The organism is Bradyrhizobium sp. LB13.1 (assembly GCF_054056815.1).
This window is the reverse complement of the sequence record NZ_JBSRYQ010000001.1, coordinates 7,010,739-7,034,648: the sequence shown is the minus strand read 5'-3', so window position 1 is coordinate 7,034,648 and position 23,910 is coordinate 7,010,739. Positions and strand designations below refer to the sequence as shown.

At 62.9% G+C, this 23,910-nt stretch carries 23 protein-coding genes and 2 pseudogenes; 12 read left to right on the top strand and 13 right to left on the bottom strand.

The genetic code is table 11. From position 1 onward, the window contains the following. Positions 1-24 precede the first annotated feature (24 nt). The 5 genes from ACVWYI_RS34015 (at position 25) to ACVWYI_RS33995 (ending at position 6,049) form a co-directional block, all read left to right on the top strand. Entirely contained in the window at positions 25-1,071 is a 1,047-nt protein-coding gene (locus ACVWYI_RS34015; protein ID WP_247446534.1) for an ABC transporter substrate-binding protein, read from the top strand. A 68-nt stretch (positions 1,072-1,139) separates the two neighbouring features. Then, entirely contained in the window at positions 1,140-1,952 is an 813-nt protein-coding gene (locus ACVWYI_RS34010; RefSeq protein WP_456664611.1) for an ABC transporter permease, read from the top strand. Continuing rightward, positions 1,949-2,734: an ABC transporter permease gene (locus tag ACVWYI_RS34005; RefSeq protein WP_247446533.1), complete on the top strand. Its 786-nt coding sequence runs from the start codon at positions 1,949-1,951 to the stop codon at positions 2,732-2,734. The genes ACVWYI_RS34010 and ACVWYI_RS34005 overlap by 4 nt, the downstream gene beginning before the upstream one ends. Positions 2,735-2,998: 264 nt before the next feature. Beyond that, on the top strand, positions 2,999-3,739 hold the full coding sequence (locus ACVWYI_RS34000) for an SOS response-associated peptidase family protein (protein WP_456664610.1): 741 nt from the start codon (positions 2,999-3,001) through the stop codon (positions 3,737-3,739). Positions 3,740-3,892: 153 nt separating this feature from the next. Next, positions 3,893-6,049: an exonuclease domain-containing protein gene (locus ACVWYI_RS33995; RefSeq protein WP_456664276.1), complete on the top strand. Its 2,157-nt coding sequence runs from the start codon at positions 3,893-3,895 to the stop codon at positions 6,047-6,049. 352 nt (positions 6,050-6,401) lie between these two features. Here ACVWYI_RS33995 and ACVWYI_RS33990 read toward each other — a convergent pair whose 3' ends face one another. Then, entirely contained in the window at positions 6,402-8,015 is a 1,614-nt protein-coding gene (locus tag ACVWYI_RS33990; RefSeq protein ID WP_456664275.1) for a recombinase family protein, read from the bottom strand. Between the two features lie 239 nt (positions 8,016-8,254). On the opposite strand from ACVWYI_RS33990, the gene ACVWYI_RS33985 reads away from it, so the two are divergent. Further along, positions 8,255-8,524, top strand: a complete 270-nt coding sequence (locus ACVWYI_RS33985) for a hypothetical protein (RefSeq protein ID WP_247446527.1) — start codon at positions 8,255-8,257, stop codon at positions 8,522-8,524. A 54-nt stretch (positions 8,525-8,578) separates the two neighbouring features. On the opposite strand, the pseudogene ACVWYI_RS33980 reads toward ACVWYI_RS33985, so the two are convergent. The 4 genes and pseudogenes from ACVWYI_RS33980 to ku form a co-directional block, all read right to left on the bottom strand. After that, positions 8,579-8,892: pseudogene (locus ACVWYI_RS33980) on the bottom strand (DUF1330 domain-containing protein). A 76-nt stretch (positions 8,893-8,968) separates the two neighbouring features. Further along, positions 8,969-9,274 (bottom strand): hypothetical protein, encoded by a 306-nt coding sequence (locus ACVWYI_RS33975; protein ID WP_456664274.1) that lies wholly within the window; start codon positions 9,272-9,274, stop codon positions 8,969-8,971. Between the two features lie 262 nt (positions 9,275-9,536). Further along, a complete protein-coding gene (locus ACVWYI_RS33970) occupies positions 9,537-9,764 on the bottom strand; it encodes a hypothetical protein (RefSeq protein ID WP_247446525.1) in 228 nt (75 codons plus the stop codon). Positions 9,765-9,784: 20 nt separating this feature from the next. Next, entirely contained in the window at positions 9,785-10,714 is a 930-nt protein-coding gene (gene ku, locus ACVWYI_RS33965) for a non-homologous end joining protein Ku (RefSeq protein ID WP_247446524.1), read from the bottom strand. Between the two features lie 165 nt (positions 10,715-10,879). Between ku and ACVWYI_RS33960 the strand changes: the two genes are divergently transcribed. From ACVWYI_RS33960 to ACVWYI_RS33950, 3 genes are all read left to right on the top strand, one after another. Then, the gene (locus ACVWYI_RS33960) at positions 10,880-11,104 is read left to right on the top strand and encodes a hypothetical protein (protein WP_456664273.1); all 225 of its coding nucleotides are present in this window, start codon (positions 10,880-10,882) and stop codon (positions 11,102-11,104) included. 1 nt (position 11,105) lies between these two features. Then, positions 11,106-11,354: a hypothetical protein gene (locus tag ACVWYI_RS33955; protein ID WP_247446522.1), complete on the top strand. Its 249-nt coding sequence runs from the start codon at positions 11,106-11,108 to the stop codon at positions 11,352-11,354. Between the two features lie 290 nt (positions 11,355-11,644). Then, a complete protein-coding gene (locus ACVWYI_RS33950; protein WP_345946939.1) occupies positions 11,645-11,845 on the top strand; it encodes a hypothetical protein in 201 nt (66 codons plus the stop codon). An 84-nt stretch (positions 11,846-11,929) separates the two neighbouring features. Here the strand turns inward: ACVWYI_RS33950 and ACVWYI_RS33945 are convergent, their stop codons facing one another. Continuing rightward, positions 11,930-12,718: a GGDEF domain-containing protein gene (locus ACVWYI_RS33945; protein WP_247446521.1), complete on the bottom strand. Its 789-nt coding sequence runs from the start codon at positions 12,716-12,718 to the stop codon at positions 11,930-11,932. Positions 12,719-12,912: 194 nt separating this feature from the next. Next, a pseudogene (locus ACVWYI_RS33940) lies at positions 12,913-13,229 on the bottom strand (hypothetical protein); the annotation flags it as partial. A 30-nt stretch (positions 13,230-13,259) separates the two neighbouring features. Between ACVWYI_RS33940 and ACVWYI_RS33935 the strand changes: the two are divergent. Then, a complete protein-coding gene (locus tag ACVWYI_RS33935) occupies positions 13,260-14,024 on the top strand; it encodes an alpha-L-arabinofuranosidase C-terminal domain-containing protein (protein ID WP_456664609.1) in 765 nt (254 codons plus the stop codon). A gap of 84 nt (positions 14,025-14,108) precedes the next feature. On the opposite strand, the gene fdhD is transcribed toward ACVWYI_RS33935, so the two are convergent. After that, positions 14,109-14,936: a formate dehydrogenase accessory sulfurtransferase FdhD gene (fdhD, locus tag ACVWYI_RS33930; protein ID WP_345946938.1), complete on the bottom strand. Its 828-nt coding sequence runs from the start codon at positions 14,934-14,936 to the stop codon at positions 14,109-14,111. 117 nt (positions 14,937-15,053) lie between these two features. Here fdhD and ACVWYI_RS33925 point away from each other — a divergent pair, with 117 nt between their 5' ends. After that, positions 15,054-17,375 (top strand): FdhF/YdeP family oxidoreductase, encoded by a 2,322-nt coding sequence (locus tag ACVWYI_RS33925; protein ID WP_456664272.1) that lies wholly within the window; start codon positions 15,054-15,056, stop codon positions 17,373-17,375. Between the two features lie 84 nt (positions 17,376-17,459). After that, complete coding sequence (locus ACVWYI_RS33920; protein WP_354051757.1) at positions 17,460-17,894, top strand: PPC domain-containing DNA-binding protein; 435 nt, start codon at positions 17,460-17,462, stop codon at positions 17,892-17,894. A gap of 4 nt (positions 17,895-17,898) precedes the next feature. On the opposite strand, the gene ACVWYI_RS33915 is transcribed toward ACVWYI_RS33920, so the two are convergent. The 5 genes from ACVWYI_RS33915 to ACVWYI_RS33895 all read right to left on the bottom strand — a co-directional run bounded on the left by ACVWYI_RS33915 (position 17,899) and on the right by ACVWYI_RS33895 (position 23,897). Then, positions 17,899-20,319 carry a membrane-bound PQQ-dependent dehydrogenase, glucose/quinate/shikimate family gene (locus ACVWYI_RS33915; RefSeq protein ID WP_354051756.1) on the bottom strand — a complete coding sequence of 807 codons (2,421 nt, stop codon included), beginning with the start codon at positions 20,317-20,319 and terminating at the stop codon, positions 17,899-17,901. A gap of 126 nt (positions 20,320-20,445) precedes the next feature. Continuing rightward, complete coding sequence (locus ACVWYI_RS33910; protein ID WP_247446515.1) at positions 20,446-20,721, bottom strand: cytochrome C oxidase subunit IV family protein; 276 nt, start codon at positions 20,719-20,721, stop codon at positions 20,446-20,448. Beyond that, a complete protein-coding gene (locus tag ACVWYI_RS33905) occupies positions 20,718-21,359 on the bottom strand; it encodes a cytochrome c oxidase subunit 3 (RefSeq protein WP_247446514.1) in 642 nt (213 codons plus the stop codon). The genes ACVWYI_RS33910 and ACVWYI_RS33905 overlap by 4 nt, the downstream gene beginning before the upstream one ends. Continuing rightward, positions 21,352-22,959, bottom strand: a complete 1,608-nt coding sequence (gene ctaD / locus ACVWYI_RS33900; protein WP_456664271.1) for a cytochrome c oxidase subunit I — start codon at positions 22,957-22,959, stop codon at positions 21,352-21,354. Before ctaD ends, ACVWYI_RS33905 begins: the two co-directional genes overlap by 8 nt. Next, on the bottom strand, positions 22,956-23,897 hold the full coding sequence (locus ACVWYI_RS33895) for a cytochrome c oxidase subunit II (protein ID WP_247446512.1): 942 nt from the start codon (positions 23,895-23,897) through the stop codon (positions 22,956-22,958). The genes ctaD and ACVWYI_RS33895 overlap by 4 nt, the downstream gene beginning before the upstream one ends. Between the last annotated feature and the right edge of the window lie 13 nt (positions 23,898-23,910).

Below are 23,910 nucleotides of genomic sequence, written 5' to 3'. Positions count from 1 at the left end.
TCTTTGGCGATGGAGGAGGCGAGAATGAAGGCGAAACGGAATTTGGGATTGGGCTGCGCGTTGCTGGGCGCGATCGGAGTTACCACCGCGGCGAATGCCGCCGAGCAGATCACTTTCGTCTCGCAGGGCGGCGCCTATCAGCAGGCGCAGACGGTGGCGATCCTCGATCCCTCCGCCAAGAAGCTCGGCATCACCATCAATCAGGATTCCATTCCCGACGCCTGGCCCGCGATCAAGACGCAGGTCGGCAGCGGCAAGCCGATCTGGGACGTCGTCGATACACCTACCGGCTATTGCCTGCGCGGCGGCGAGCAGGGCCTGATCGAGAAGCTCGACTTCTCGAAGATCCCGAACGCCGCGGCGATGCCGGAGGGCTATCGCAGTCCCTATTCGGTGTCCTACGAGTTCTATTCCAGCGTGCTGGCCTACAGCCAGAAGACCTTCCCGAAGGACCCGCCGAACAGCTGGGCCGATTTCTGGGACGTGAAGAAATTCCCTGGCCGGCGCGCGCTGCGCAACCATCCGATCGCTACGTTAGAGGCCGCGCTGATGGCCGACGGCGTTGCGCCTGACAAGCTCTATCCGCTCGACGTCGACCGCGCCTTCAAGAAGCTGGAAGAGATCAAGCCGAGCATCACGGTGTGGTGGACATCGGGCGCGCAGTCGGCGCAGCTCCTCAATGACGGCGAGGTCGACATGGAGATGGCGTGGAACGGCCGCGTCAGCGCGGTCGCGAAGGAGGGCGCGAAAGTGTCGTTCACCTACAACCAGGGCATCCTGCAAAGCACCTCGCTCTGCATCCTCAAGGGCGCGCCGAACCTCGACACCGCCGTGAAATTCCTCAACGAGGCCGTCGATCCCGTGCACCAGGCCAATCTGCCGCTCAACATCGATTACGGCCCGGGCAATCCCAAGGCGTTCGAGACCAGCGTGATCAAGCCGGAGCGCGCCGCCCAATTGCCGAGCGAGCCGGCCAACGCGGCCAAGCAGGCGCTGATGTCCTACGCCTGGTGGTCCTCGCCGGCCGGCGAAGCCGCCGAGAAGCGCTGGGCCTCGTTCATGCAGAAGTAAGCGAGGCAGCGTTGACGATGTCTGTGCCAGATCCATCGCAAAAGCATCAACGTCGTGAGCACGGCCTGATGCTGGCACTGGTGTCGCCGGCGCTGCTCGTGATTTTGCTGCTGATCGTGCTGCCGGTCGGCTGGCTGGCCTGGCAGTCGATCTACCATGACGGCTTCACACTGGAGAATTATCGCCGCGTCTTCACCGAGGACATTTACTGGCGGAGCTTTGCGCTGACCTTCGAGATCAGCCTCGCGGTCACCATCATCGCGCTGCTGCTCGGTTACCCCGTGGCCTATCTCGCCAATTCCGTGCCGAAAGGCTGGAGCATCCTGATCCTCTCGCTGGTGGTGCTGCCGTTCTGGACCAGCGTGCTGGTCCGCGCCTATGCGTGGCTGGCGCTGCTCCAGCGCACCGGCGTGATCAACCAGCTTTTGCGTTATCTCGACGTCATCTCCGAGCCGTTCGCGCTGGTGCACAACACATTCGGCACAGTGGTCGCGACCGTGCACATCCTGCTGCCGTTCATGGTGCTGCCGCTCTACGCCACCATGCAGAAGATCCCCGGCGATCTCATGCAGGCCGGCGCCAGCCTGGGCGCGAGCCCGTCGCTGACGTTTGTCCGCGTGTTCCTGCCGCTGTCGCTGCCGGGCGTGCTCGCCGGCTGCACCATGGTGTTCGTGCTCTGCCTCGGCTTCTACATCACGCCGGAACTGCTCGGCGGTGGCCGTACCGTGATGGTGTCGATGCTGGTGAGCCGCAATGTCGAGCTCTACAACCAGTTCGGTGCGGCGAGTGCGGTCGCTGTGGTGCTGCTCGCCAGCGTGCTCGTGATCTTCTTCGTCGTCAGCCGCTTCATTTCGCTCGATCGCGTGCTGGGGCAGAAATGACGCGCATCTCGCCCGCACGGATCGCCCTCTACGTGATCAGCACGCTGGTGCTGGTCTATCTGATCCTGCCCGTGCTGATCATCGCGCCGATCTCGTTCTCCAGCGCGCGCTTCCTGACCTTTCCGCCGCCGTCCTTCTCGCTGCGCTGGTATCAGCAATACTTCGCCAATCCGACATGGATGCAGGCGACGCGGGTGACGCTGACAGTCGCGTTTCTCACCGTCGTGATCGCGACCCCGCTGGGTGTCGCAGCTGCCTACGCCATCAGCCAGTCGAAATTGCGCGTCATGCGGCTGATCCATATGATGCTGCTGCTGCCGCTAGTGGTGCCGATCATCATCACCGCGGTCGGCATCTTCTTCGTCTATGCCAAGGTCGGGCTGGTCGCGACCCTGCCGGGCCTCGTGCTGGCGAATGTGATGCTGGGCCTGCCTTACGTCATCATCTCGGTGCTCGCAGGCCTGCAGAGTTTCGAGCCGGCGCAGGAGATGGTGGCGCGCAGCCTCGGCATGAACCGCCTGCGCAGTTTCTTCGCGGTGACTCTGCCTCAGATCAAGTCCAGTGTGGTTGCGGGCGGCATCTTTGCTTTCATCTCGGCAATGGACGAGACCATCGTCGCGCTGTTCATCTCCGGCGGCCAATATCAGCCGCTGACCAAGCGCATGTTCACGGCGCTGCGCGACGAGATCGACCCCACGATTGCCGCGATCTCGACGCTGATGACGGCGGCGTCGTTCATGCTAGTGCTGCTGGCGAGTGCGCGGCAGAAGAAGGGCGAGTGAAGGGGCGATCCTCACCCATTCTCGGTGTCATCGCCCGACTTGAGATCGGGCGATCCAGTATCAAGATTGGGAAGCCGAGCGGTGGCGACGCCGCGCCAGACCGATGGGCCGCGTGTAGCGGATTTCCCCTCTTTCGCCCTCTTTCGCGGGGGATGACAGCTGGAATGTGGGAGGCCGCTCCGGACTCGTTGCATCGGTCACTTCGACGAATTGTGGCATCGTGTCAGGATGTTCGCCGGCATGCTCTTTGCGCGCTCGCCATCGATGAGCATCGCGCCAAGTTCGCCCCCACGATCTGGGACGTCCATCGCAGCACCGCCCAGCGCGCTGTTCCGCGTCGTCAACCGTTACGTCGGCAACCTCGCGCCGATGCCCGGCGTCTTCCCGGACTACAAGGCGCCGATCGTCCGGACCGGTGCCGAGGGCCGCGAGCTCGCGACCGCGCGCTGGGGCATGCCGTCGTCGTCGAAAGCGCTGATGGACGCCACCAAGAAGCGCGCCGAGAAGCTGCAAGCCAAGGGCAAGACCGTCGATTTCAAGGAATTGCTCCGGATGGAGCCGGATGGCGGCACGACCAACATCCGCAACGTGAAGAGCAAACACTGGACGCGCTGGCTTGGTCCGGAGAACCGCTGCGTGGTGCCATTCAACAGTTTCAGCGAGTTCAACAAGGCCGAAGGGGGCGACATCTGGTTCGTGCTCGACGAAAGCCGACCATTGGCGTGCTTCGTCGGCATCTGGACCAACTGGACGTCAGTGCGGAAGGTGAAGGAAGGCGAGACGACCAACAACCTCTACGCGTTCCTGACGACGGAGCCGAATGCCGAAGTCGGCGCCATCCACCCGAAGGCGATGCCGGTGATCCTGACGACGCCCGACGAGGTCGAAACCTGGATGACGGCACCGGCGGACGAAGCTTTGAAGCTGCAACGGCCGCTTCCGGACGGGGCGCTCCGGATCGTCGCCCGCGGCGCGAAGGAAGATACCGCACCTGCGCTTTCCTAACACCGCGCGAGTCCGGGTCCTGGGTTCGTGCGGCGGAAGGACGGCGCAGCCGGCGAACATCGACGGGCATTCTAGAGCCCATCGAGGCGCTTGACTCCATGCATGCCATTCGAACAAAAACTAGAACGAACGATTCCCTCCGCGAAGGTACGCTTGGCCAAACTGCCGCAACTGCCCGTCTACTATTACCTCGACCACTTCGCCGAGATGCTCGGGTTCGTGCAGCGGACGTATGAACCCGTTCTCGGTCCGGATCATCACGCGTTCATAGCGCGGTTCGAGCGCCTCTCGAGAGACGCCCGATGCCTGTTGGTTCGTATGATCAACCGGCGTGGTGCCATATTCAACCGATCCCTGTTCAACTACTCCGAGATCGATGACGTCGAGCGGGCAATCTTCGATTTGACAGCGGCCGGTCACGCGCGCGCGCTCGGGGAGGCCGACTATGCGGCTTTCGTCTCATGCCTGCCGAAGGACGTCCTCGTCACAGGCGCGCAGGCGGCCGGCCGAGGAGATGTGCGCAGATCATGGTCGAAGCCGAAGTTCATCGACTACTATCTAGAGCTTATCCCCTTTTCGGTCGCGGCGCAGCACTGCGGCGCACACAACTTCATCGCGCTCGATGGAACGCGGCCGATCCAGTTTCTGCTGTACCTGTATTTCGGCAAGACCGAGGTGAGCTTGAAGAACTTCGCGCTGCGCGACCTGGGGATCCTTCGCACCAATCGCGAGACCTCGTTCAGCGCGCGCTTCACCGATGCGGAGGAAGCGCTTGCCTCGTTCCACTACAGCCAGGTTCTCGACAGCCTCGAAGAAGGATCAGAGCCCGTCCACAGGCGGGCCGCCATCGACGTGCTCACCGGGCCCGCCTGCGGGACCCAGTTCGGCGGCGATCTGCGCAATCGAGCCGCGCATCAGACGGGACTCTTCTTCGAGAAAGCGGGCGAGAGCGATCTTGCCCGACAGCTGTACCGGGCGGGGTCTTCGCCGGACTGCAACGAGCGCCTGGTTCGCCTGCTTTACAACACCGGCGATCGGATCGGAGCCGAAGAACTGCTGCACCGGATGATCGATGATCCCGCCAGCGACGGGGAGCACCTTTTCGCCACCGACTTCTACGCCCGCAAGTTCGGCGGACGGCGTACGGGCCTCTACACCGAAGTGTTGCGGTCCGGCCGCGCGATCACCGTCGACGACACTTATCGCGGCAACCCCGAAGCCGGCGTCGCCGGCGTTCTGCGGCGCGAGGGCACCAAGGTTTTCTTCGCTGAGAATGTGCTGTGGCAAACTCTGTTCGGCCTGCTCTTTTGGGACGAGCTCTTCGAGAGCACCCGGATGCCCAGCGGGTTCGATTGGCTACCCCATTGCCTGAAGGACCGCAGCTTCCGTCGGCTGTTCGCCGCGGCGATCGACGAGAAGCTGGCGGCCATCGCGGCCGGAACTTCCCTCCCGTTGATTCTCCGCACCGTCGCAGCGAGATGGGGCCGCCCGAACGGGATATTCAGCTGGGATCATGTGCAAGTGGAGGCGCTGCGCGCCCTGCTCGAAGGATCCGATCCGGCTGGCATCGCCAGCATCATCGGCAGCATGTGTGACGACTTCCGCGGGATGCGAGACGGTTTCCCCGACCTGATGCTGGTGCAGGACGGGAAGGCGTCCTTCATGGAGATCAAGGCGGAAGGGGATGTGATTCGCCGTAACCAGTTGACCCGCCTCCGCCAACTCGGCGCCGCTGGCATCATGGCCGAGATCGGCCGGGTCGATTACCGTTTCGACCCCGCGCAGGATTACGTGGTGGTCGATATCGAGACGACCGGCTCCTGGTCGAACGGCGATCGCATCACCGAGATCGGTGCGGTGAAGGTTCGCAATCACTGCGTCGTCGACGAATGGCATTCTCTCATCCATCCGCAGCGCTCCATTCCCGCAAAGATCGTTCAGCTGACCGGCATCACGAACGAAATGGTTCGCGACGCGCCTTTATTCGCAGAAGTTGCGGATCCATTCATGGAGTTCATGGCGGACGGCATTTTCGTCGCCCATAACGTCAGTTTCGACTACGGTTTCATCGCTCACGAATTCGAGCGGATTGGGCGACGCTTCAGATTCCCGAAGCTCTGCACGTGCGCCGGAATGCGGCGGCGCTATCCGGGACACAAATCCTACGGACTTGGAAAGCTTTGCGAGATCTACGGCATAGACCTCAAGAATCACCATCGCGCCTTGTGCGATGCGAGGGCCTCGGCGCAGTTGTTGAAACTCATCAATCGGAAGCGGAGCGAAGAGAGACACAGCGCTGAAGCAGCGTAAGGCCTCTGATACGAAGAGCTGCCAGGAACCCCGCCGTGTGGCCGATATTGAAGCGAATCTAGTCCATCATGACGGCAGTTCGTCAGCCGCAGCGTTCAGGTCCATTTCTGATAAAGAGAAATACCACTTGCGCCGTCGGGCAAAACAGTGGTTCATAAGGCGCTGGTCCTAGCAGACGAAGGAGCCAGCCCGATGGCGAATGACGCCGATACATCCTCGGAATTGTCCAAGATCGCGAAACTGAATGGTGACTTCCGAAAGAACTACGGCACGCTCATCGGAGCGATTTTGTATCTCCGCACCGTGAGCGCCGCCCGCCGTTGCCCTTGGCTTTGGTCCGGCCTGATTTCGATCACTTTTTCGACGGTTCTGAGCTGGTTGGGGCGGCACGGTTGGTTTTTGCCAGCGTTGCCTTGATGGCAGCGAACAATGCCTCCTTTTCCTCGTAAAGCGCGCCCCGACGTCGACGAAGGGAATCGGATGAGAGCCAGACGTAGCGTCCTGACCTCAACGGTGCAGGCAACAGCACGTAGTCCTCGATCTCCCGATTTGCCGCATCCAAACGCATCACGGCAAGTAGGCCCGACGAGATCTGCCTTCGGTAGGCTTTCCATTGCGCAGCGTGGTCCTTTCCACGATGCGCCAGTCGTCGCGCGACCAGAAACGAAACCACCCGCGCGCCTCCGACATCAAGCCCGATGCCGTCCGGAACAAGATCAGCCTGGAGACCAAGTTCCGTTCGCAGCGCCTCGGCGAGTTCGCTGGCATGCCTCGATTGTTCAGCGGCCCAAAAATCCCGGTTATCGATCCAGTCGCAGTCGCGCGGCGACACATATCCGATCAGCGCATAGGCCTTCCGCAGCGAACCGAAGTGCTTCACGTACGAGGAGACGTGATTGAGACCCAGCGTCGTATTGATGATGCGCGAGTTGAGCTTACCCCGCCGGCGGAGCGCGAGACGAAGGCGCAACAGCATCTCATCTTCCGGAATCTCCACGCGCCGCTCGGCCAGCAGCTTATGGGCGCGTGAGAAGATGCCCGGATCGACGATAGGCTCGATGGCGGCAGCGCCCCGGACCCAAGCGTTGTCCGGATTCTTGACCAGCTTCTGCCCCAAGCGTCTCGAGGTACGATTGTAGATAGTCTTGCCGATATAATTTTCGTTGCAGAGAATTGTCGGTATCATACCATCGGTCCAAGGTCGGCCATTGTGATTGGCGATGCCCGCGTCGTTCAGTTGGCGCCTGATATCGCTGTACGATTTCCGACTGTTGACGAACTGGTCGAATATGCATCGGATGACCTCCGCCTCTTCGGCAGAACCATGCTGCAGCCGAACGCGATCCGACTGCAGAGCCTTGTACTGACGCTTCTCAAGCTGGCCCTTCGGATGCTCGCTTTCGTCGACCATCAAGCGTCTGAGGCCGTAGCCGACGGGAGCGCCAACGCGGTATCCAAGGCTCGCCACCCGGCAGTGTCCGGCGTGCACCTTGACGGAGAGCTCTCGGCTCCACTCGGCGGCCATGCCGCGCTTCAGGCTTTTCGCGATCCCGGAAACAAAGGTGCCGTCGTTCTTGAATATCTCCGCGCAGTATTCGACCTGGACGCCGCTCCGCTTGCACAGGAATTCGTAGTAGGCACTCTCGTCGACATCTTGGAACCGGCCCCAGCGACTGACGTCGTAAACGAGGATGTGGTCGAAGTCGGCTCGGCCCGATTGAACATCTTCGATCAGTTCGATGAGACCAGGACGCCCCTTGATCCGGAGGCCGCTGCGGCCCTCGTCGCGATAGGTGCGCACAATCGTGAGCGCGTTCGTCTCGGCATAGGCGGCTATGACCGCCATCTGGTTCTGGATCGAGTAACGCTGGAGCTCCCTCGACATTCGAACGTACTGCGCAGCACGGCGCGATCGGGTCCGCCTCGCCAAGCTTGTCCCTTTGGGAACAACGAGCCAGTTACCCATGCACCCCTCCTGCCACTTCAGAGGTACCCGCAATTGCAAATACACCTCCTGCGGCCGGGATAGCAATGCTTCCAGAAGCACTGAGCGCGCCTCATGCCGGGGCCGGAAGTTGGCTTGTGCACAGAGCCGCGGAACACGGGGACAAACCTCAGCCCTGCCGATTGCGAATCCCTGCTGCGTGCTAACCGCCCGGAACGAGAAGACGGGCGAAAGGATTCGTCCCGGCAGGAGCAAGCTCGATGCTGTTGACGAAGGAAAGACGGCCGGCGAACCGCACGCTGCGCGGCTGGGCGATCCACGTGCTGCAGGAGGCCGGCGCCATCCACGAATGCGAGGAACACGGTTGGGCGCGTGACCGCGCGGATCCGCATGCACGAGAGCGTGCCTTCGATATCACCAGACAGGAGCTGCCGTCCGGGGTCCCTCCGGACGATGCCGTCGCGGAAGTGCGCGAGGTACTGGATTCGATCGGCGACAGCTGTCCGGAGTGTCTGCCGGAAGATGTTTGATACCGTGAACCGTCCCGGCATTACTGCAGGACGTCCGGGCGCCCCGATTGATTTCTAGGTGCCGGGGAAAGCCCAACCGTTTATAGTGGCGATCCCTTCGCGCAGCTTCTTTACTGGAACGTATTCCGGCGATTCCCACCATGAATGGATTGCTTCCATGGACGGAAACTCGAACATCACCACCGGTCGCTCGTCGTGCTCGCCCTCGAGGACATCGACCTTGGCGCCCCGCGCGACGACTTTGCCGCGAACTTCACCATCAGCGGAACGACGGCTTCACGGTATTTCTGATACTGAGCTTGGTCGGTGACCGTCACTTGGACGACAAAATAAGCTGTCAAAATGGCCTCCCTGCTCAAAGGGCACATCAAACCGCAATCAGAGCATGCCGACAAGTAGGGGTATTTGCCTTCCAGTCACGACGGTAGATCGGATGTTGCCGGCCTACGCCCGGGCGCTGCGCAGGGCGCGCTTCAGCTTCTCCCGCTCGCTCGCCCATTTCGCGTCTTCGGCTTCGATCCGCTTTTCGATCGCAGCCCGCTCGGCATTGAGTGACTCGGACCGTTCCTGGTGCTCCCGCTCCTTCTCTCGCGCTGCCTCCTCCCTGCGCCGGTCCGCATCGCGCCGTTTCTGCTCGCGCTCGAACTCCGCGGCGGCCTTGCGAGCATCCTCCATGCTGATCTTTGGAAGCGGTGGCTTGTTCGAGGCCGAACCCCCAGGTTTCTTCGCGCGACTTTCTTCCTGGTCCAAGTCCGGCAATTCGGCATGCTCGGCGAACCGACCGCTCGATCCCGCCGGCGCTTCAGCACCACGCCGGGCTTCGCCATGGTGGCGGCGACGACTTCCGGATCGTCGGTCTCTTTGGCGTGCCCCTGATGGAAGAGTTACTGCCTCCGCCCCACGCCTCGAGCGCCGCTTTCATCGAGCGCGCGGCGATCGCAAGATCGTAGAATCCCAGCGAGGTCTGATACGTCTTGAGCTTTCGCGCCATGTCGCGCCCGCTCGCTGCTCGTCAGCGCCGGCGGGCGACCCACATTCCCAGCACGAACGCGACGGCGAGCGATTGCAGGGGCGCCTGGACGGTTACCCTGCGGAGGCGGTCCGCCCAAACGATGGCGGCATCCTTCGCGGGCTGGGCCGGTCGCCGGCGGGCCCCGGAGGTCTGCTCGTTGCCGTCCATCTCGTTCGTCAGCCCGGAGGCTTCGGTCATTGCCGAGGCTTCCTTCAAATCCATATCCATGCGGCTCTCCTATTCCGTCGTTAGGCGGTCTTCCGCTGCGGCTTGGCCGCCGGCTTCTTCGCCGCCGCATCCTTCGCCGGCTTCTTGCCCGCGATCGGCATCAGCATCTCCTTCTGGCCGGCCGCCGCCTTCTTCGCCTTCTTGACCGGCTTCTTCGGAGCCTTGGTCTCCGCCGTCGCGGCGCCGACGCTCTTGCGCAGCGCGTCCATCAGGTCGACGACGTTCTCGCCGCGCGGACGCTCCTTCGGAGTGATCGGCTTGCCGGCGCGCTTCTGGTTGATGAGATCGATCAGCGCGGTCTCGTAATGGTCCTCGAACTTCTCGGGGGCGAACCGCCCGGCCTTCTGATTCACGATGTGCCTGGCGAGATCCAGCATATCCTTGGTCACCTTCACGTCCTGGATCTCGTCGAAATACTCCTGCTCGCTGCGCACCTCGTACGGATAGCGCAGCAGCGTGCCGACCAGCCCCTTGTCCATCGGCTCGAGCGCGATGATGTGCTCGCGGTTGGTCAGCACCACCCGTCCGATCGCGACCTTGTCCATCTCGCGGATGGTCTCCCGGATCACCGCGAAGGCGTCATGACCGACCTTGCCGTCCGGGCGGATGTAGTAGGGGCGGATCAGGTAGCGCGGGTCGATGTCAGTTCTGCCGACGAACTCGTCGATCTCGATGGTGCGCGTCGATTCCAGCGCGATCTCCTCGAGCTCCTCCTTGGAGACCTCGATGTACTGGCCTTTGTCGAGCTCATACCCCTTGACGATGTCCTCGTTGGGCACCTCATCGCCGGTGTCGGCATCGACCTTCAGGTACTTGATCCGATGGCCGGTCTGCCGGTTGAGCTGATTGAACGAGATCTTCTCGCTCTCGGACGTGGCCGGATACAGCGCAACTGGGCAGGTGACGAGGGACAGGCGAAGGAAGCCTTTCCAGTTGGCGCGCGGGGCCATTACGCAAAACTCCTCGAGGGCGGCACGGATTCAAGACGATTCAATTGGTCTGGTTCCGACAATCGCCCGTCCTGCCCTCGATTCATCTTTAACGGGGCATCCCGCCGCGCCAGCGGAAGTAGCGGTCTGCTTGACTAGCATCGAACAAAGAGAGAACATTGGGGCATGGCCGCCCCCGAGACGTCCGCGCCCGCCCCTGACGACCTGGAGGCCGCCGCCGACCAGGCCATCGCGGCCTGCGGCGGTGACGCTCGGGAAGCCGTCAAGGCGCTGATCGTGGCGAACAGCTTCCTGGAAGTCCAGGTCGACGAGCTACGGGCGGCGGTTTCCGCCGGCTACGCGCGCGGCCGGTTCGAGGTACTGCGCGATCGAAAGGACTGGTACGACTGAGATGGCTGAGGTCACCTACTACGTCGCCCTGCCCTTCGTAGCGGCCGATGACGGCATCGCCGCCGGCGAGGCGGTCGAGTGCTTCAATCCGAACGCCGCCGTTATGCAGGCCGAGGCGCTCGCGCGCAAGCCGGGCCACGTCGGGGCGGTGGCCTTCAGTCGCAGCGGGGACCCGGCGACCGGCGAATTCGGCGACGCCAAGGGCATCCGGAAGTTCGGCGAGGTGCCGGACGATCTGAGCGCGCTGTGACTCCCGATCAGTTCTTCGCCTGGGTGACCGCGCACGAAGGTCGCTTTGAACTCGTGGATGGCGAGATCGTGATGCTGGCCCCGGCCGCACGACGGCACGACCGCGTCGTCGTGAATCTCCTCACCGCCATTCATGGCCAACTCCGTGGAGGTCCATGCCGGCCACGCGACGCATGCCGGATCGGGGCGTAGACTGCGGACGCCCGGAGGATCAGTCGTTGATGGCCGTCGCCGGCGACGGGCGGGTTCGACCTGACCGTAAAGCTTTCGGAATATCAGTCCGTATCGCGCGTGGACCACATCCTGTTCGTGGATACCGAAAATCCGCGCGTGCTTCTGTATTCGCGCGTCAATGGCTTTTGGAAGGACCGCCTGGTCGAGGGGCTCGATGCTGTCATCCAACTCGAAAGGCTGAACGTGACACTCGGCCTGCGAGATATCTACGACGGACTGGAGTTGCGGCCGCGACAGCCGATCGGAGGAATGCCGTGAAGGTCGCCGAGCTCATGGGATGTCGACGAATTCAACAGCTGATGCTGCTGAACGAGGCCGCCGTAGGTCCGGCACGCCCTCGGGCTACGCCGCGATGGAGTCCACCAGGACGTCCGCCCGGACCACGCGATTGCGACCTCGATGCTTGGCCGCATAGAGCGCCTGATCGGCCATCCGCATGATCTTGCCCAGATCTATTTCGCCATGGGATTCGGCGAGCCCGATGCTGATCGTCACGTTGGTCGAGGCACCTTCAGCGACGACTGCTTCGGCGGCGCAGGCCTGCCGCAGATCTTCGGCGTATTGGGCAGCGCGTTCCTTGGACACCCCGGTCATCACAACGGCGAATTCCTCGCCGCCATGCCTTGCCACCAGCATCTGCCTTCGCTCCGCGAAGGAGCACAACACCTGCGCCACCGCGATGAGCACCTTGTCTCCGAACTCATGCCCGAACTGGTCGTTGATCGCCTTGAAGCGGTCGATGTCGCACATCAGCACGGTGGTCGGCAGGTTCGCATCGCGCGCCTTGGTCAAGGCCGATTCGGCGGCCTGATCGAAGCCCCGTCGGTTGAGCAGTCCGGTCAGCTGGTCGGTGCCGGAGATTCGCTGCAGTTCGGCGCGCGTCAGCGCCAGCTCGCGCATCGTCAGCGCGGACCGGTAGCTCAGGGCCGCCGTCAGCAGCCCCGAAATCATCATGCTGATTAGGATGGACGATTTGGTCACGAAGCCGACGCGCACCAAGGCATCCGGATCGGGTCCGAACTGCAGGAGGCACAGGGACAACGTCAAGACGACGGTCAGGCCGACGCTCACGGCGGAACGGCCCATCGTGTGGCGTAGCGCGTCCCGGTGCGTAATGATGTCGATGGCCATGGCTCTGCCGTCGTAAAGCGGCCAGCATCCGCCCCCTCACCTTCAAGGCAGGTTAAGGCACGCTCCGCTCCGAAGACGCCGTTAACGCCGACCTAAAGACGAAGCTCAAATTGCGATGGTCAGCCATGAAAAGCGCAGCGGCCTGGAGTCCTGCGCTTCAGAAACCTCGCTTGAGCCTGTCGCTTCGCGGCAAGTAGGCTGATGCGAGTCATGTCCCAGTCACGCTCTTCGTCGGCGGGATAGTTGATCAGGAGACGCAATGAACCGGCCGCCCCGAGAAGTTGCAGCGGTTGTACAAAACCTTGTCGCCCTTGTAGCTGGACACTGCAAAGAACCGTGGTGTCACTCGCTTGTACTGAATGCGAGGAGGCGGATGCTTCTTTGCCAGAAAAGCAGCGGGAGCATCGTTCTCGACGTTGGACGCGGCCTGGATCGTGAGGTCTGCGCGCCCGTCGGCGGTTTAAAAGCGTTGCCCGTAACCCTCGGGTCGGCCCGCTGCCTCGGTAAATATTTAGGACGCTCCACGGCTACTTTTCCAAGCATGGCGACAAGTCTCATGACTTCATGGCTGAAGCCGATCTGGTCGGTCGATATATCGATGAAATCGTCGCCGTCGCAGACGGGGTCGCTGCGCCGGCGATCGTCCAAGCGGATCATGTTGTCCTTCGACGAATGGAATGTCTGGTATCGCACGCGCGACCGCGCGACCCGCACCAAGCCGGGTTGGCCGGAGGCTCCGGCCATTCTCGAAGAGCTTTATACGATGGAAGACACCCTGGTCTTCGGCGCTGCGCTCCTGACGCTGATCAACCGATGCGACCGGGTCAAAGCTGCCTGCGTGGCTCAACTCGTCAATGTCACTGGGCTGATCATGACCGAGACAGGGGGACGGGCCTGGCGCCAACCGATCTTCTATCCGTTCCAGCATGCGTCGCAGTGGGCCCGCGGCACGGTCCTCGACATGCGCCTGATCTGCGGAACGTTCGCCGCAAGCAATGGCGAACGGTTTCCCGACATCGTCAGCACTGCCGTGCTGGCGGAGGACGGACAGAGCCTCGCACTGTTTTGCGTCAATCGTAATTTCGGACGGGCAATTGATCTGGACATCGATCTGCGCGGGTTCAAGCTCGACAGCTTCATCGACAGCCGCGTGATGACATCGGCGGACCTGGACGCGACGAATACCGCTGACGATCCCGAGCGCGTACGACCTGAGCGAGGCCCTGACGCCACGATCGACAACGGCGTATGGCAGCTGAAAATACCACCAGCGTCGTGGAGCGTATTTCGCTTCGCATGCCAGTGACAGAAATCACCTCGAGACGGTCCATGACATGCTTGGCCCATCGGGGTTAGGCAAATCGGCTGGAGCCCCGCCGGCGAGTGCCCTTCATAGCTTGATGCCGGCCGGACCACAGAAGACTTCAAACTCACGTCCGCGTGCGATGCCGGCGAGCGTGATTCCGCCGGCTTCAGCCGTGCGTATCGCAAGCCCGGTCGGCGCCGAAATGGCAACGATGATGCCGGCGCCGATCGCGGCGGCCTTTTGCACCATCTCGACTGACATTCGGCTCGTGAGCACGACGGCGCCAGTGCGGCCTGAAAGTCCTCGTGTCGCAAGGGCTCCCGCGAGCTTGTCGAGCGCGTTATGGCGGCCAACGTCCTCGCGCACGATCATGTTGCTGCTCTCGGGTTGAAAAAATCCGGCGGCGTGAGTGGCGCGGGTCGCGCGGCCCAGACTCTGCGCCGCGGTGAGCATCTCGATCGATCGGCTGATTTGCTCGGCTGTCAGGCTGAGCTGCCGCTTGGCGGGTCGGATGATCCGGTTGGCTTCGCGCAGGCTTTCGATTCCGCACAGGCCGCAGCCGGTGGGGCCGACCAGGTGCCGCCGTCGCTCCTTCAACTGTCGGCCGGCATTTGGCCGCAGCCACATCCTCAGCTCGACGCCGTCGGGTCCCGGAACGACCAGAAGCTCATCGATCTCGCCCACGTCCTGGATAATGCCCTCGGTGAGGCTGAAGCCGAGCGCGAGATCGGCCAGGTCGGCAGGCGTGGCCATCAGAACCGCCACGGTCGTTCCGTCGTAGACGAGCGCGACCGGGCACTCCTCGGCAACCTCACGTTCATCCTGCACGCCGCTCGACGTGAGCCGGGGCATCCTGACGGAAGCAGTGGGGGCCGACAGACGGTCGCGTTCGCCGAAGCGGGAGCCATGCATGGTGTGTGCCCTACGACGATGTATCGACGCGCGAGATAGCTCAATGTTCCGAATGCCGAGGAACTAGCGACCGGCTCTCCGGTTTTCCGGTCGGGGCTTGCAGCTGAAGGGCCCGTCATGCGGCAAAAAGCAAAAGTCGAGAATAATGATTCGCCGGCTGGAGGCTGGGGATCGCTGAACGCCGTCATGCATATTCTCACGCAGGAAGAGGTCGCGATCCTCGGCAGCGAGATTCTGCTGAAGCAGAACAAGCCAGGCGGTTACATGTGCGTGAGCTGCTCCTGGGCCAAGCCCGCGGATCCGCATCCGTTCGAGTTCTGCGAGAACGGCGCGAAGGCCACAGCCTGGGAAATCACCGGAAAGACCGTCACGCCCGATTTTTTCGCGCAGCACCGGCTGGCGGAGCTGCGAACCTGGTCCGACCATCAACTGGAGGAGCAGGGGCGCCTGACGACGCCGATGCGCTACGATCCCGGCAGCGATAAATATCTTCCGGTGGCGTGGGAGGACGCGTTCCGGGAGATCGGCGCCGAACTGAACAAGCTCGATCCATGCTCCGTCGTCATGTACACGTCCGGCCGCGCCTCGCTGGAGGCCAGCTACATGTACCAGCTGTTCGGCCGCATGTACGGCACCAGCAATTTCCCCGACAGCTCCAACATGTGCCACGAGTCCACATCGGTGGCGCTGCCGCCGGTGATCGGCGTGCCGGTCGGCACGGTGCTGCTGAAGGATTTCGACAGCACCGACTGTATCTTCTTCTTCGGTCACAATACCACGACCAACGCCCCGCGCATGCTGCATCCGCTGCAGGAGGCAGCCCAGCGCGGCGTGCCGATCGTGACCTTCAATCCGTTGCGCGAGCGCGGACTGGAACGCTTCGTCAATCCGCAAAATCCGGTGCAGATGATCGCGGGCGGTACCCGCATCAGCTCGCAATACCATCAGGTGCGTGTCGGCGGCGACGCCGCGGCCATCGTCGGCATTTGCAAATGGGTGATCGAATCCGACGATCTCGCGCAGGCGAACGGCAGCCCGCGGGTTGTCGACGCCGATTTCATCGCGCAGCACACCGCCGGATTCGAGGAATTTGCCGCGTTCTGCCGCGCGCAGGATTGGGGCGAGATCGAGCGGGCGTCGGGTCTCGCGCGCGCCGCGATGCTCGACGCCGCGAACGCCTATATGGGCGCGAACGCCGTGATCGCCAATTACGGCATGGGCATCACCCAGCACAAGCACGGCGTCGAGACGGCGAAAATGATCGTCAATCTGTTGCTGTTGCGCGGCAATATCGGCAAGCCCGGCGCCGGCATCTCGCCGATCCGCGGCCACTCCAACGTGCAGGGCCAGCGTACCGTCGGCATCTCCGAGAAGGCCAAGCTGGTGCCGCTGGACAGGCTCGCCGAACTCTACGGTTTCGAGCCGCCGCGTTGGGATGGGCTGACGACCGTGGATGCTTGCGAGGGCATTTTGAAAGGCGACGTGCGTGGCTTCGTCAGTCTCGGCGGCAATTTCGTGCGTGCCATTCCGGAGCGGTCGCTGATGGAGCCGGCATGGTCGGGCTTGCGTCTGTCGGTGCAGATCGCGACAAAACTCAATCGCAGCCATATCGTGCCGGGCGAGGTGACTTACCTGCTGCCATGCCTCGGCCGGATCGAGATCGACCAGCAGGCGGGCGGCGCGCAGGCCGTCTCGATGGAGGATTCCACCGCTTGCGTCCATGGCTCCCGCGGCCAGCGCAAGCCGGTCGCAGAGCACGCCCTGTCGGAACCGGCGATCATCGCCGGCCTCGCCAAGGCGACGCTGAAGCCGAACCCCAAGATCGACTGGGAGAGCTGGGTCGCCGATTATTCACGCGTGCGCGACGCCATCGAACTGACCTACCCCGATCAATTCAAGGATTTCAACAGGCGCATGTTCGAGCCCGGCGGCTTTCCGCGGCCGCTCGCCGCGCGCGAGCGCAAATGGAAGACGCCCAACGGCAAGGCGAATTTCACAGTGCCGAAGGCGGCCTTCAGCCCTCCGAATGAGACCGACGGCGTCTATGAGCTGATGACCATGCGCGCCGACGGGCAGTTCAACACCACGATCTACAACGAAGACGACCGCTTCCGCGGCCTCAAGGGCAGCCGCTACGTCGTCCTGATGAACCCGGCTGACATGGAAGCCGATGGTCTCAAGTCGGGTGACACCGTCACCCTGGTGACCGAAGCCGGCGACGGCGTCGTGCGCAGCCTGAGCGAGCTCCAGGTCGTCGCCTATGACATCCCGCGCCGGAGCATCGCCGGCTATTACCCGGAGTGCAACGGGCTGATCCCGCTGTGGCACCACGCGGAAGGCAGCAAGGTGCCGGCGGCGAAGTCGGTTCCGGTGCGCGTGTTCAAGGCCGTGGTGCCTGAGATCATCGACGGCGGAGAAATTCCGATCACGACGGTCTGAGCAGGCGACGAACGTGACGGAACGGATGTGGCGCGACGCGGGTTGCCGGTCGGCAGCATCTGCGGCAAGCCTACGGACTGTCCGATGAAATCAAAGTCGATCAATGACGGCGTCGAACGAACATTCGTCCTCATCCTCGATCCCGGGGAAGAGGCCTTCAAATCCATCACCGAATTCGCCGGTCGCGAGAAGATCACGGGCGCCTCTGTGTCGGCGATCGGTGCCTTCTCGACGGCAAAGGTCGGCTGGTTCGACTTCGCCGCCAAGACCTACAAACCGATCGAACTCAACGAGCAGTGCGAGGTGCTGAGCCTGCTGGGCGATGTCGCACAGGGCGATGACGGCAAGGCCAGCCTGCATTTGCATGCCGTGCTCGGTCTACAGGACGGAACGGTACGCGGCGGGCACCTGCTGTCGGGGTCGGTTCAGCCGACCCTCGAGGTGATGATCAGGGAGACGGTGGTTCATCTTCGCCGCAGGAAGCGCCCTGATCTAGGCATCGCGCTGATCAGCATTTAGCCCGTCATGACGCTTTCGACGGCAGGGCGTAGGCGATCAGCTCGTCGCCGATCGGCGTCTCCATGAAGTGATGACCGCCGGCCATGATCACGAGGTACTGCTTGCCGTTTTCCTCATAGGTCATCGGTGTCGCCTGTCCACCGGCCGGAAGCTTGTCCTGCCAGACCGTCTTGCCGGTCTTGATGTCGATGGCGCGGATCAGATTGTCGGTCGCCGCCGCGACGAAGATCAGGCCTCCCGCCGTGATGATCGAGCCGCCGTTGTTCGGCGTGCCGATCGTGATCGGCAGCATCGAGGGAATGTTGAACGGGCCGTTGGTGCGGGCCTCGCCCAACGGGCGGTCCCATATCGTCTTGCCCGTCTTCAGATCGATGGCGCGGATGCCGCCGTACGGCGGCTGCTTGCACAGCAGTCCCGTTCCCGGCAGTCGCCAGCCGGCATTGACGTTGATGGCATAGGGCGTTCCGGCCTGCGGATCGCCGGCGCCCTCGACACCGCCGATGCGGCCGCGGGTCTGGTCGCGCGGCGTCCAGCCGCGCTTGTTGGCCTCATCGCGCGGGACCAATCGATTGTAGTTCGGCATATCGTTGTAGTTCGCGACGATCACGCCGCGCGCCGGGTCGATCGCGATGCCGCCCCAGTCCGATCCGCCATTGTAGCCGGGATACTCGATGTATTTTGTGTCGGTGGTCGGCGGCGTGAAGATACCCTGGTAGCTGGCACGCTTGAACTCGATGCGGCAGATCATCTGATCGATCGGCGACATGCCCCACATGTCGCGTTCGGTCAGATCGCGCTTGGCCAGCGTATGGTAAAGCGAGAACGGCTGCGTCTTCGACCGCTGTTCGGGCTCGACGCCGCCTTGCGGCACATTGCGCTCCTCGACGCCGGCCAGCGGCTTGCCGTTGCGACGGTCGAGCACAAAAATGTCCCCGCGTTTGCTGGGCAATACAAGCGCGGGGACCGTGCCCTGGTCGGTCGGGAAATCGACCAGAGACGCTTGGGATCCCAGATCATAGTCCCAGACGTCGTTGTGAACGGTCTGGAAATGCCAGGCGACCTTGCCGGTGGTGACGTCGATCGCGACCAGCGAGGTGCCGAACTCCTTCTCGCGATCCGAGCGGCTGCCGCTCCAATAGTCGACCGCGGAGATGCCGAGCGGCAGATAGACCAATCCGAGCTGTTCGTCGCCGGACGCGGTGGTCCACATGTTGGGTGTGCCGCGCGTGTAGGTCTGGCCCTCTGGCGGAACGGCCGGCGCGTCGGGCTTCACCATGTCCCAGGCCCATTTGAGGGCGCCGGTGGTCGCGTCATAACCCTGGATCACGCCCGAGGGCGCGTCGCGCTTCTGACCGTCGAGCACCTGATGCCCCGTTACGATCACATTCCTCACGATGGTTGGGGCCGAGGTGATCGAGTACATGCCGGGATCGTGACGACCGATGCCGAGCGCGGTGTCGACCTCGCCGCCATGGCCGAAGGCCTGACACCGCTTCCCGGTCTTGGCGTCGATCTCGATCAGCCGTGCATCCAGCGTCCCCAGCACGATCCGCCTCGCGCAGGCCGCCGTGACGTCGGCATCAGGAACGACGAAATAGGCGACGCCCCGGCAGGCAGCCGTATAAGGGATGGACACGTCCGGGACCTGCGGATCGAAGCGCCAGCGCTGCTGGCCCGTGGCTGGATCCATCGCGATGACCATGTCCTTGGGCGTGCAGACGAAAAGGGTGTCGCCGACCTTCAGCGGCGTATTTTCAGAGCCATAGGTGCCCTTGGTCTCGGAGACCGGTAGATCCTTGGTGTGGACCTCCCACACGCGTTTCAGCGAACCCACATTGGCGGTCGTGATCTGATCCAGCGGCGAATAGCGCCGCGCGCTGAAGGAGCCGCCATAGGCCGGCCAGTCCGCGCCAGTTCGAAGCGAAGAGGGATCGTTCATGGTCAGCGCAGGAGAGGAAGACGCAGAAGGAGCAGGCGCGGTATCGGCCCGCGCGCTTGCGATGCGCGGTCCCGCGAACATGGCGACGGTCGCGGCAAGCAGGAGGACCGAGGCGGCGGCGAACGCCGGCACGGTGCCGCGCCGAGAGGACGTCAGGGTCGGACTGACGATCAGCGTCAGCAGCAAAAGCACCGCGGGCCCGACCACGCGCGGGACCAGCGCCCATCCGTTGATGCCGACCTCCCAATAGGCCCAGGCCAGCGTTGCCAGGAAGACAAGGAGATAGAGCAGCGCGCCTTCGGATTTACGCATGACCAGAAGGATGCCCGACACGATGAGACCGATGCCGGCACAGAGATAATAGGGCGATCCATGCAGCGAGATGAGCCAGGCGCCGCCGATCAGCAGGACGATGCCGATGACGGCCATGATGACGCCAACAACAGGCGCCGCCCAGGTGTTGAAAATCGACCGCGCGCGTGACATGGCAGACCTCGTCCGATCGTGAGGGAACGTGGGGTCAAACGCAAGTCGTGTCGATCGTTCCTCCGGACTGTGGTATCCAATAGTTGCATCGGCCGTTGCGCGTGCCGACCGAACCCTAACCGAATCCTACGTTCGCGTCATAAAGTCCATCAAGCCGAGCCAGAGCAGGATTCCGAGCCAGAACAAGCCGGCGCCGGCGAAGACCAGCGTCAGCCCGTTGCTATGCCGCAACTCCATGAAGACCGCGGCAACGAGTCCCGCCTTGATGGTGCCGATGCTCAGAGCCACGACGGCATTGCCGGCTCCGAGCGGGACGTAGGCGAGCATCACGGTCAAGGCCAGCAGGGCCAGCAGCCCGAGCCAGGCTCCGATCAGGACAGGCGGTGGTCGCCATTCTGTCATGAGGACCGTCCCGGCAAATAGATTAGCGCGAACAGAAAAATCCAGACAACGTCGACGAAGTGCCAATACAGCGCCGCGCTGTGCAGGGCCGTCCGGTGGCGCGTGGTCGGCGCCTTCCGGCAGATGGTTGCGAGCGTGATCAGCAGGCAGATTCCGATGAACATGTGCAGGGCGTGGATCGCGGTCGCAATGAAGTAGAAGATGAAGAACAGCTGGATGCCATTGGCCAGCGGCCCGGCGAAGTGGAAGTCGATTCCCGGGACCAGATGATCCTCATATTCGTTGCTGTACTCGATGCCCTTGAGCACGATGAAGACGAAGCCGAGGCAGGCCGCACCCACGAGCAGCCGCGTGACGATCCTGGCGGTCCTGGGCGAGAAGATCTCGACCGCCCAGGCCACGAGGAAGCTCGATGTCAGCAGAACCGCCGTGTTGGCCGTTCCAATCACGATATCGGTATGCCGGCTGCCCTCGGCAAAGGCATGCGGATAGGCGTGCCGATAGACGAGAAAGGCGAGGATCAGTCCGCCGAACAACAGCACCTCGGTGGCGATAAAGACCCACATCCCCAGCTCCGCGGTGTGGTCGCGTTGCGCAGCCGAGAGATATTGTGGTGCGACGGCGGGAGCTTCAGGCATTTTGCGGCTCCGCCTCGAAGTCGCGGGAGTATTGATAGGGCGCCCGCGTCACCACGGGCTGGGTCGGAAAATTGAACTCCGGCGGCGGAGAAGATGTCTGCCATTCCAGCCCGGTGGCGTTCCACGGATTCGCCGGCGCGCGGGCACCGAAGAAGGCGGAGTAGCCGAGATAGAACAGCGGCATCAGATAGGCGACGGCGAGCATGGCGGCGCCACCGGACGAGAGCACGTTCCAGACCTGGAATTCCGGCGGATAGACGTGATAGCGCCGCGGCATGCCCTCCGCGCCGAGGATGAATTGCGGAAAGAACGTCAGGTTGAAGCCGAAGAAGATCAGCACCGCGGCGGCGCGAGCCCAATATTCCGAATAGAGCCGGCCGGTAATCTTCGGCCACCAATAATGCAGGCCGCCGAAATAGGCCGTCACCATTCCGCCGACCATGATGTAGTGGAAATGCGCGACGACGAAATAGGTGTCGGTCGCGTGGACGTCAAAGGCGAGGCAGGCCAGGAACAGGCCGGTGAGCCCGCCGATCGTGAACAATCCGATGAACCCCAGCGCATAGAGCATCGGCGCGTCGAAACGCAGGGAGCCCTTGTTCAGCGTCGCGGTCCAGTTGAAGACCTTGATGGCCGAGGGCACCGCGACGATGAAGCTCATGAAGGAGAAGACGAGGCTTGCGACCAGCGACTGGCCGCTGACGAACATGTGATGGCCCCAGACCAGGAAGCCGAGCGCTGCAATGGCCAGGCTCGCCCAGGCTACGAATTTGTAGCCGAACACGGGCTTGCGCGAGAAGCAGGAGATCAGCTCGTTGATGACGCCCATGCCCGGCAGGATCATGATGTAGACGGCGGGATGCGAGTAGAACCAGAACAGGTGTTGGAACAGCAGGGGATCGCCGCCGATCCTGGGATCGAAGATGCCGACACCGAAGAAGCGCTCGGTCGCCATGAGCAGCAGCGTGATCGCGAGCACCGGCGTCGCCAGCACCAGGATCACGGACGTCGCGTAGAGCGACCACAGGAACAGCGGCAGCCGGTACCAGGTCAGCCCCGGGGCGCGGAGCCGGTGGATGGTGACGATGAAATTGAGGCCGGTCAGGATCGACGAGAATCCGGCGATGAAGACCCCCGCGGCCGCGGCCATCACATAGCTGTTGGAATAGAGCGTGGAGAACGGCGTATAGAAGGTCCAGCCGGTGTCGATGCCGCCCGCGAAGATCGCAAACAGCGTGAGCGAGCCGCCGAGCATGAAGATGTACCAGCTCATCAAATTGAGCCGGGGGAAGGCGAGGTCGCGCGCGCCGATCATCAGCGGCACGATGAAATTGCCGAGCGTGTTGGGAATCGAGGGGATCAGGAAGAACCACACCATGATGATTCCGTGCATGGTGAACAGGCGGTTGTAGGTATCGGAGCTGACGAGATCGGCTTGCGGGGTCGCAAGCTCGATCCGGATCAAGGTGGCAGCCGCGCCGCCGATGAAAAAAAAGACGATCAGGCTGGCGAAATACAGGATCGCGATCCGCTTGTGGTCCGTGGTGGTGAACCATGATTTCAGCGTGTAGTCCGTCGTGAGATAGTTCTTCTCGCTCATGATGGGCGTCCTGCGAGCGATTTGATGTAGATGACGAGCCGCAGCAGCTGATCCTCGCTGACCTTGCCCTCGAACGATGGCATCAGCGGCTCGTAGCTGGCGACGATCTGGCTGCGCGGCAACAGGATGGAATCCCGGATATATTTGTCGTCCGCAATCACGCTGCTGCCGTCGGACAGCGGCACCGGCTTGCCGTAGAGACCCTCGAGCGGCGGTGCGCGGACCTTGCTGCCATTGCCGTGGCAGCCGCTGCAGCCGAGCGCGCGAAACAGCTGGCCGCCTTCGTCCGCAAGCGGGCTCGAGGGGGCCTGCTGCGCCAGCCATTTCGAGAAGTCGGCCGGCGCCATTGCCACGATCTCGCCGATCATGCCGGAATGATCGGTGCCGCAATATTCGGCGCAGAACAAATGATAGCTGCCGGGCTTGTCGACCTCGATTTCGATGTCCTGGTAACGGCCGGGCACGACGTCGTGCTTGAGCCGCAATGCGGGGATGAAGAAGCTGTGAATGACGTCCTGCGACGCCATCACCAGGCGGATCGGGCGCCTGATCGGGACGTGCAGCGCGTCGATCTCGGACTGGCCGCCGGGATGCTGCGTCTTCCACATCCACTGTTTTGCCACGACGAACACGTCGAGTTCGTCCGCGGGCGTCTTGTAAATCTGAAAATAGACGACTGAACCCCAGATGAAGAGGCCGAGGAAGCCGATGAACGAGGCGGCGGTCCAGCCGACTTCCCAGCGCCAGCCTTTCTCGACGCGATGGTCGCGGTCGGTCTGGTTGCCGGCGCGGTAGCGGGCGCAAAACAGCGCAAGCAGGAAGAACAGCAACCCGAGCACCAGCGCACTCATGATCAGCAAGCCGGCGAACAGCAGGTCGACATCGCCGGCATGCGGCGAAAGCCCGGGCTGCCAGAACGGGATCCACTGGCGCCACATCTACGGCACCCTC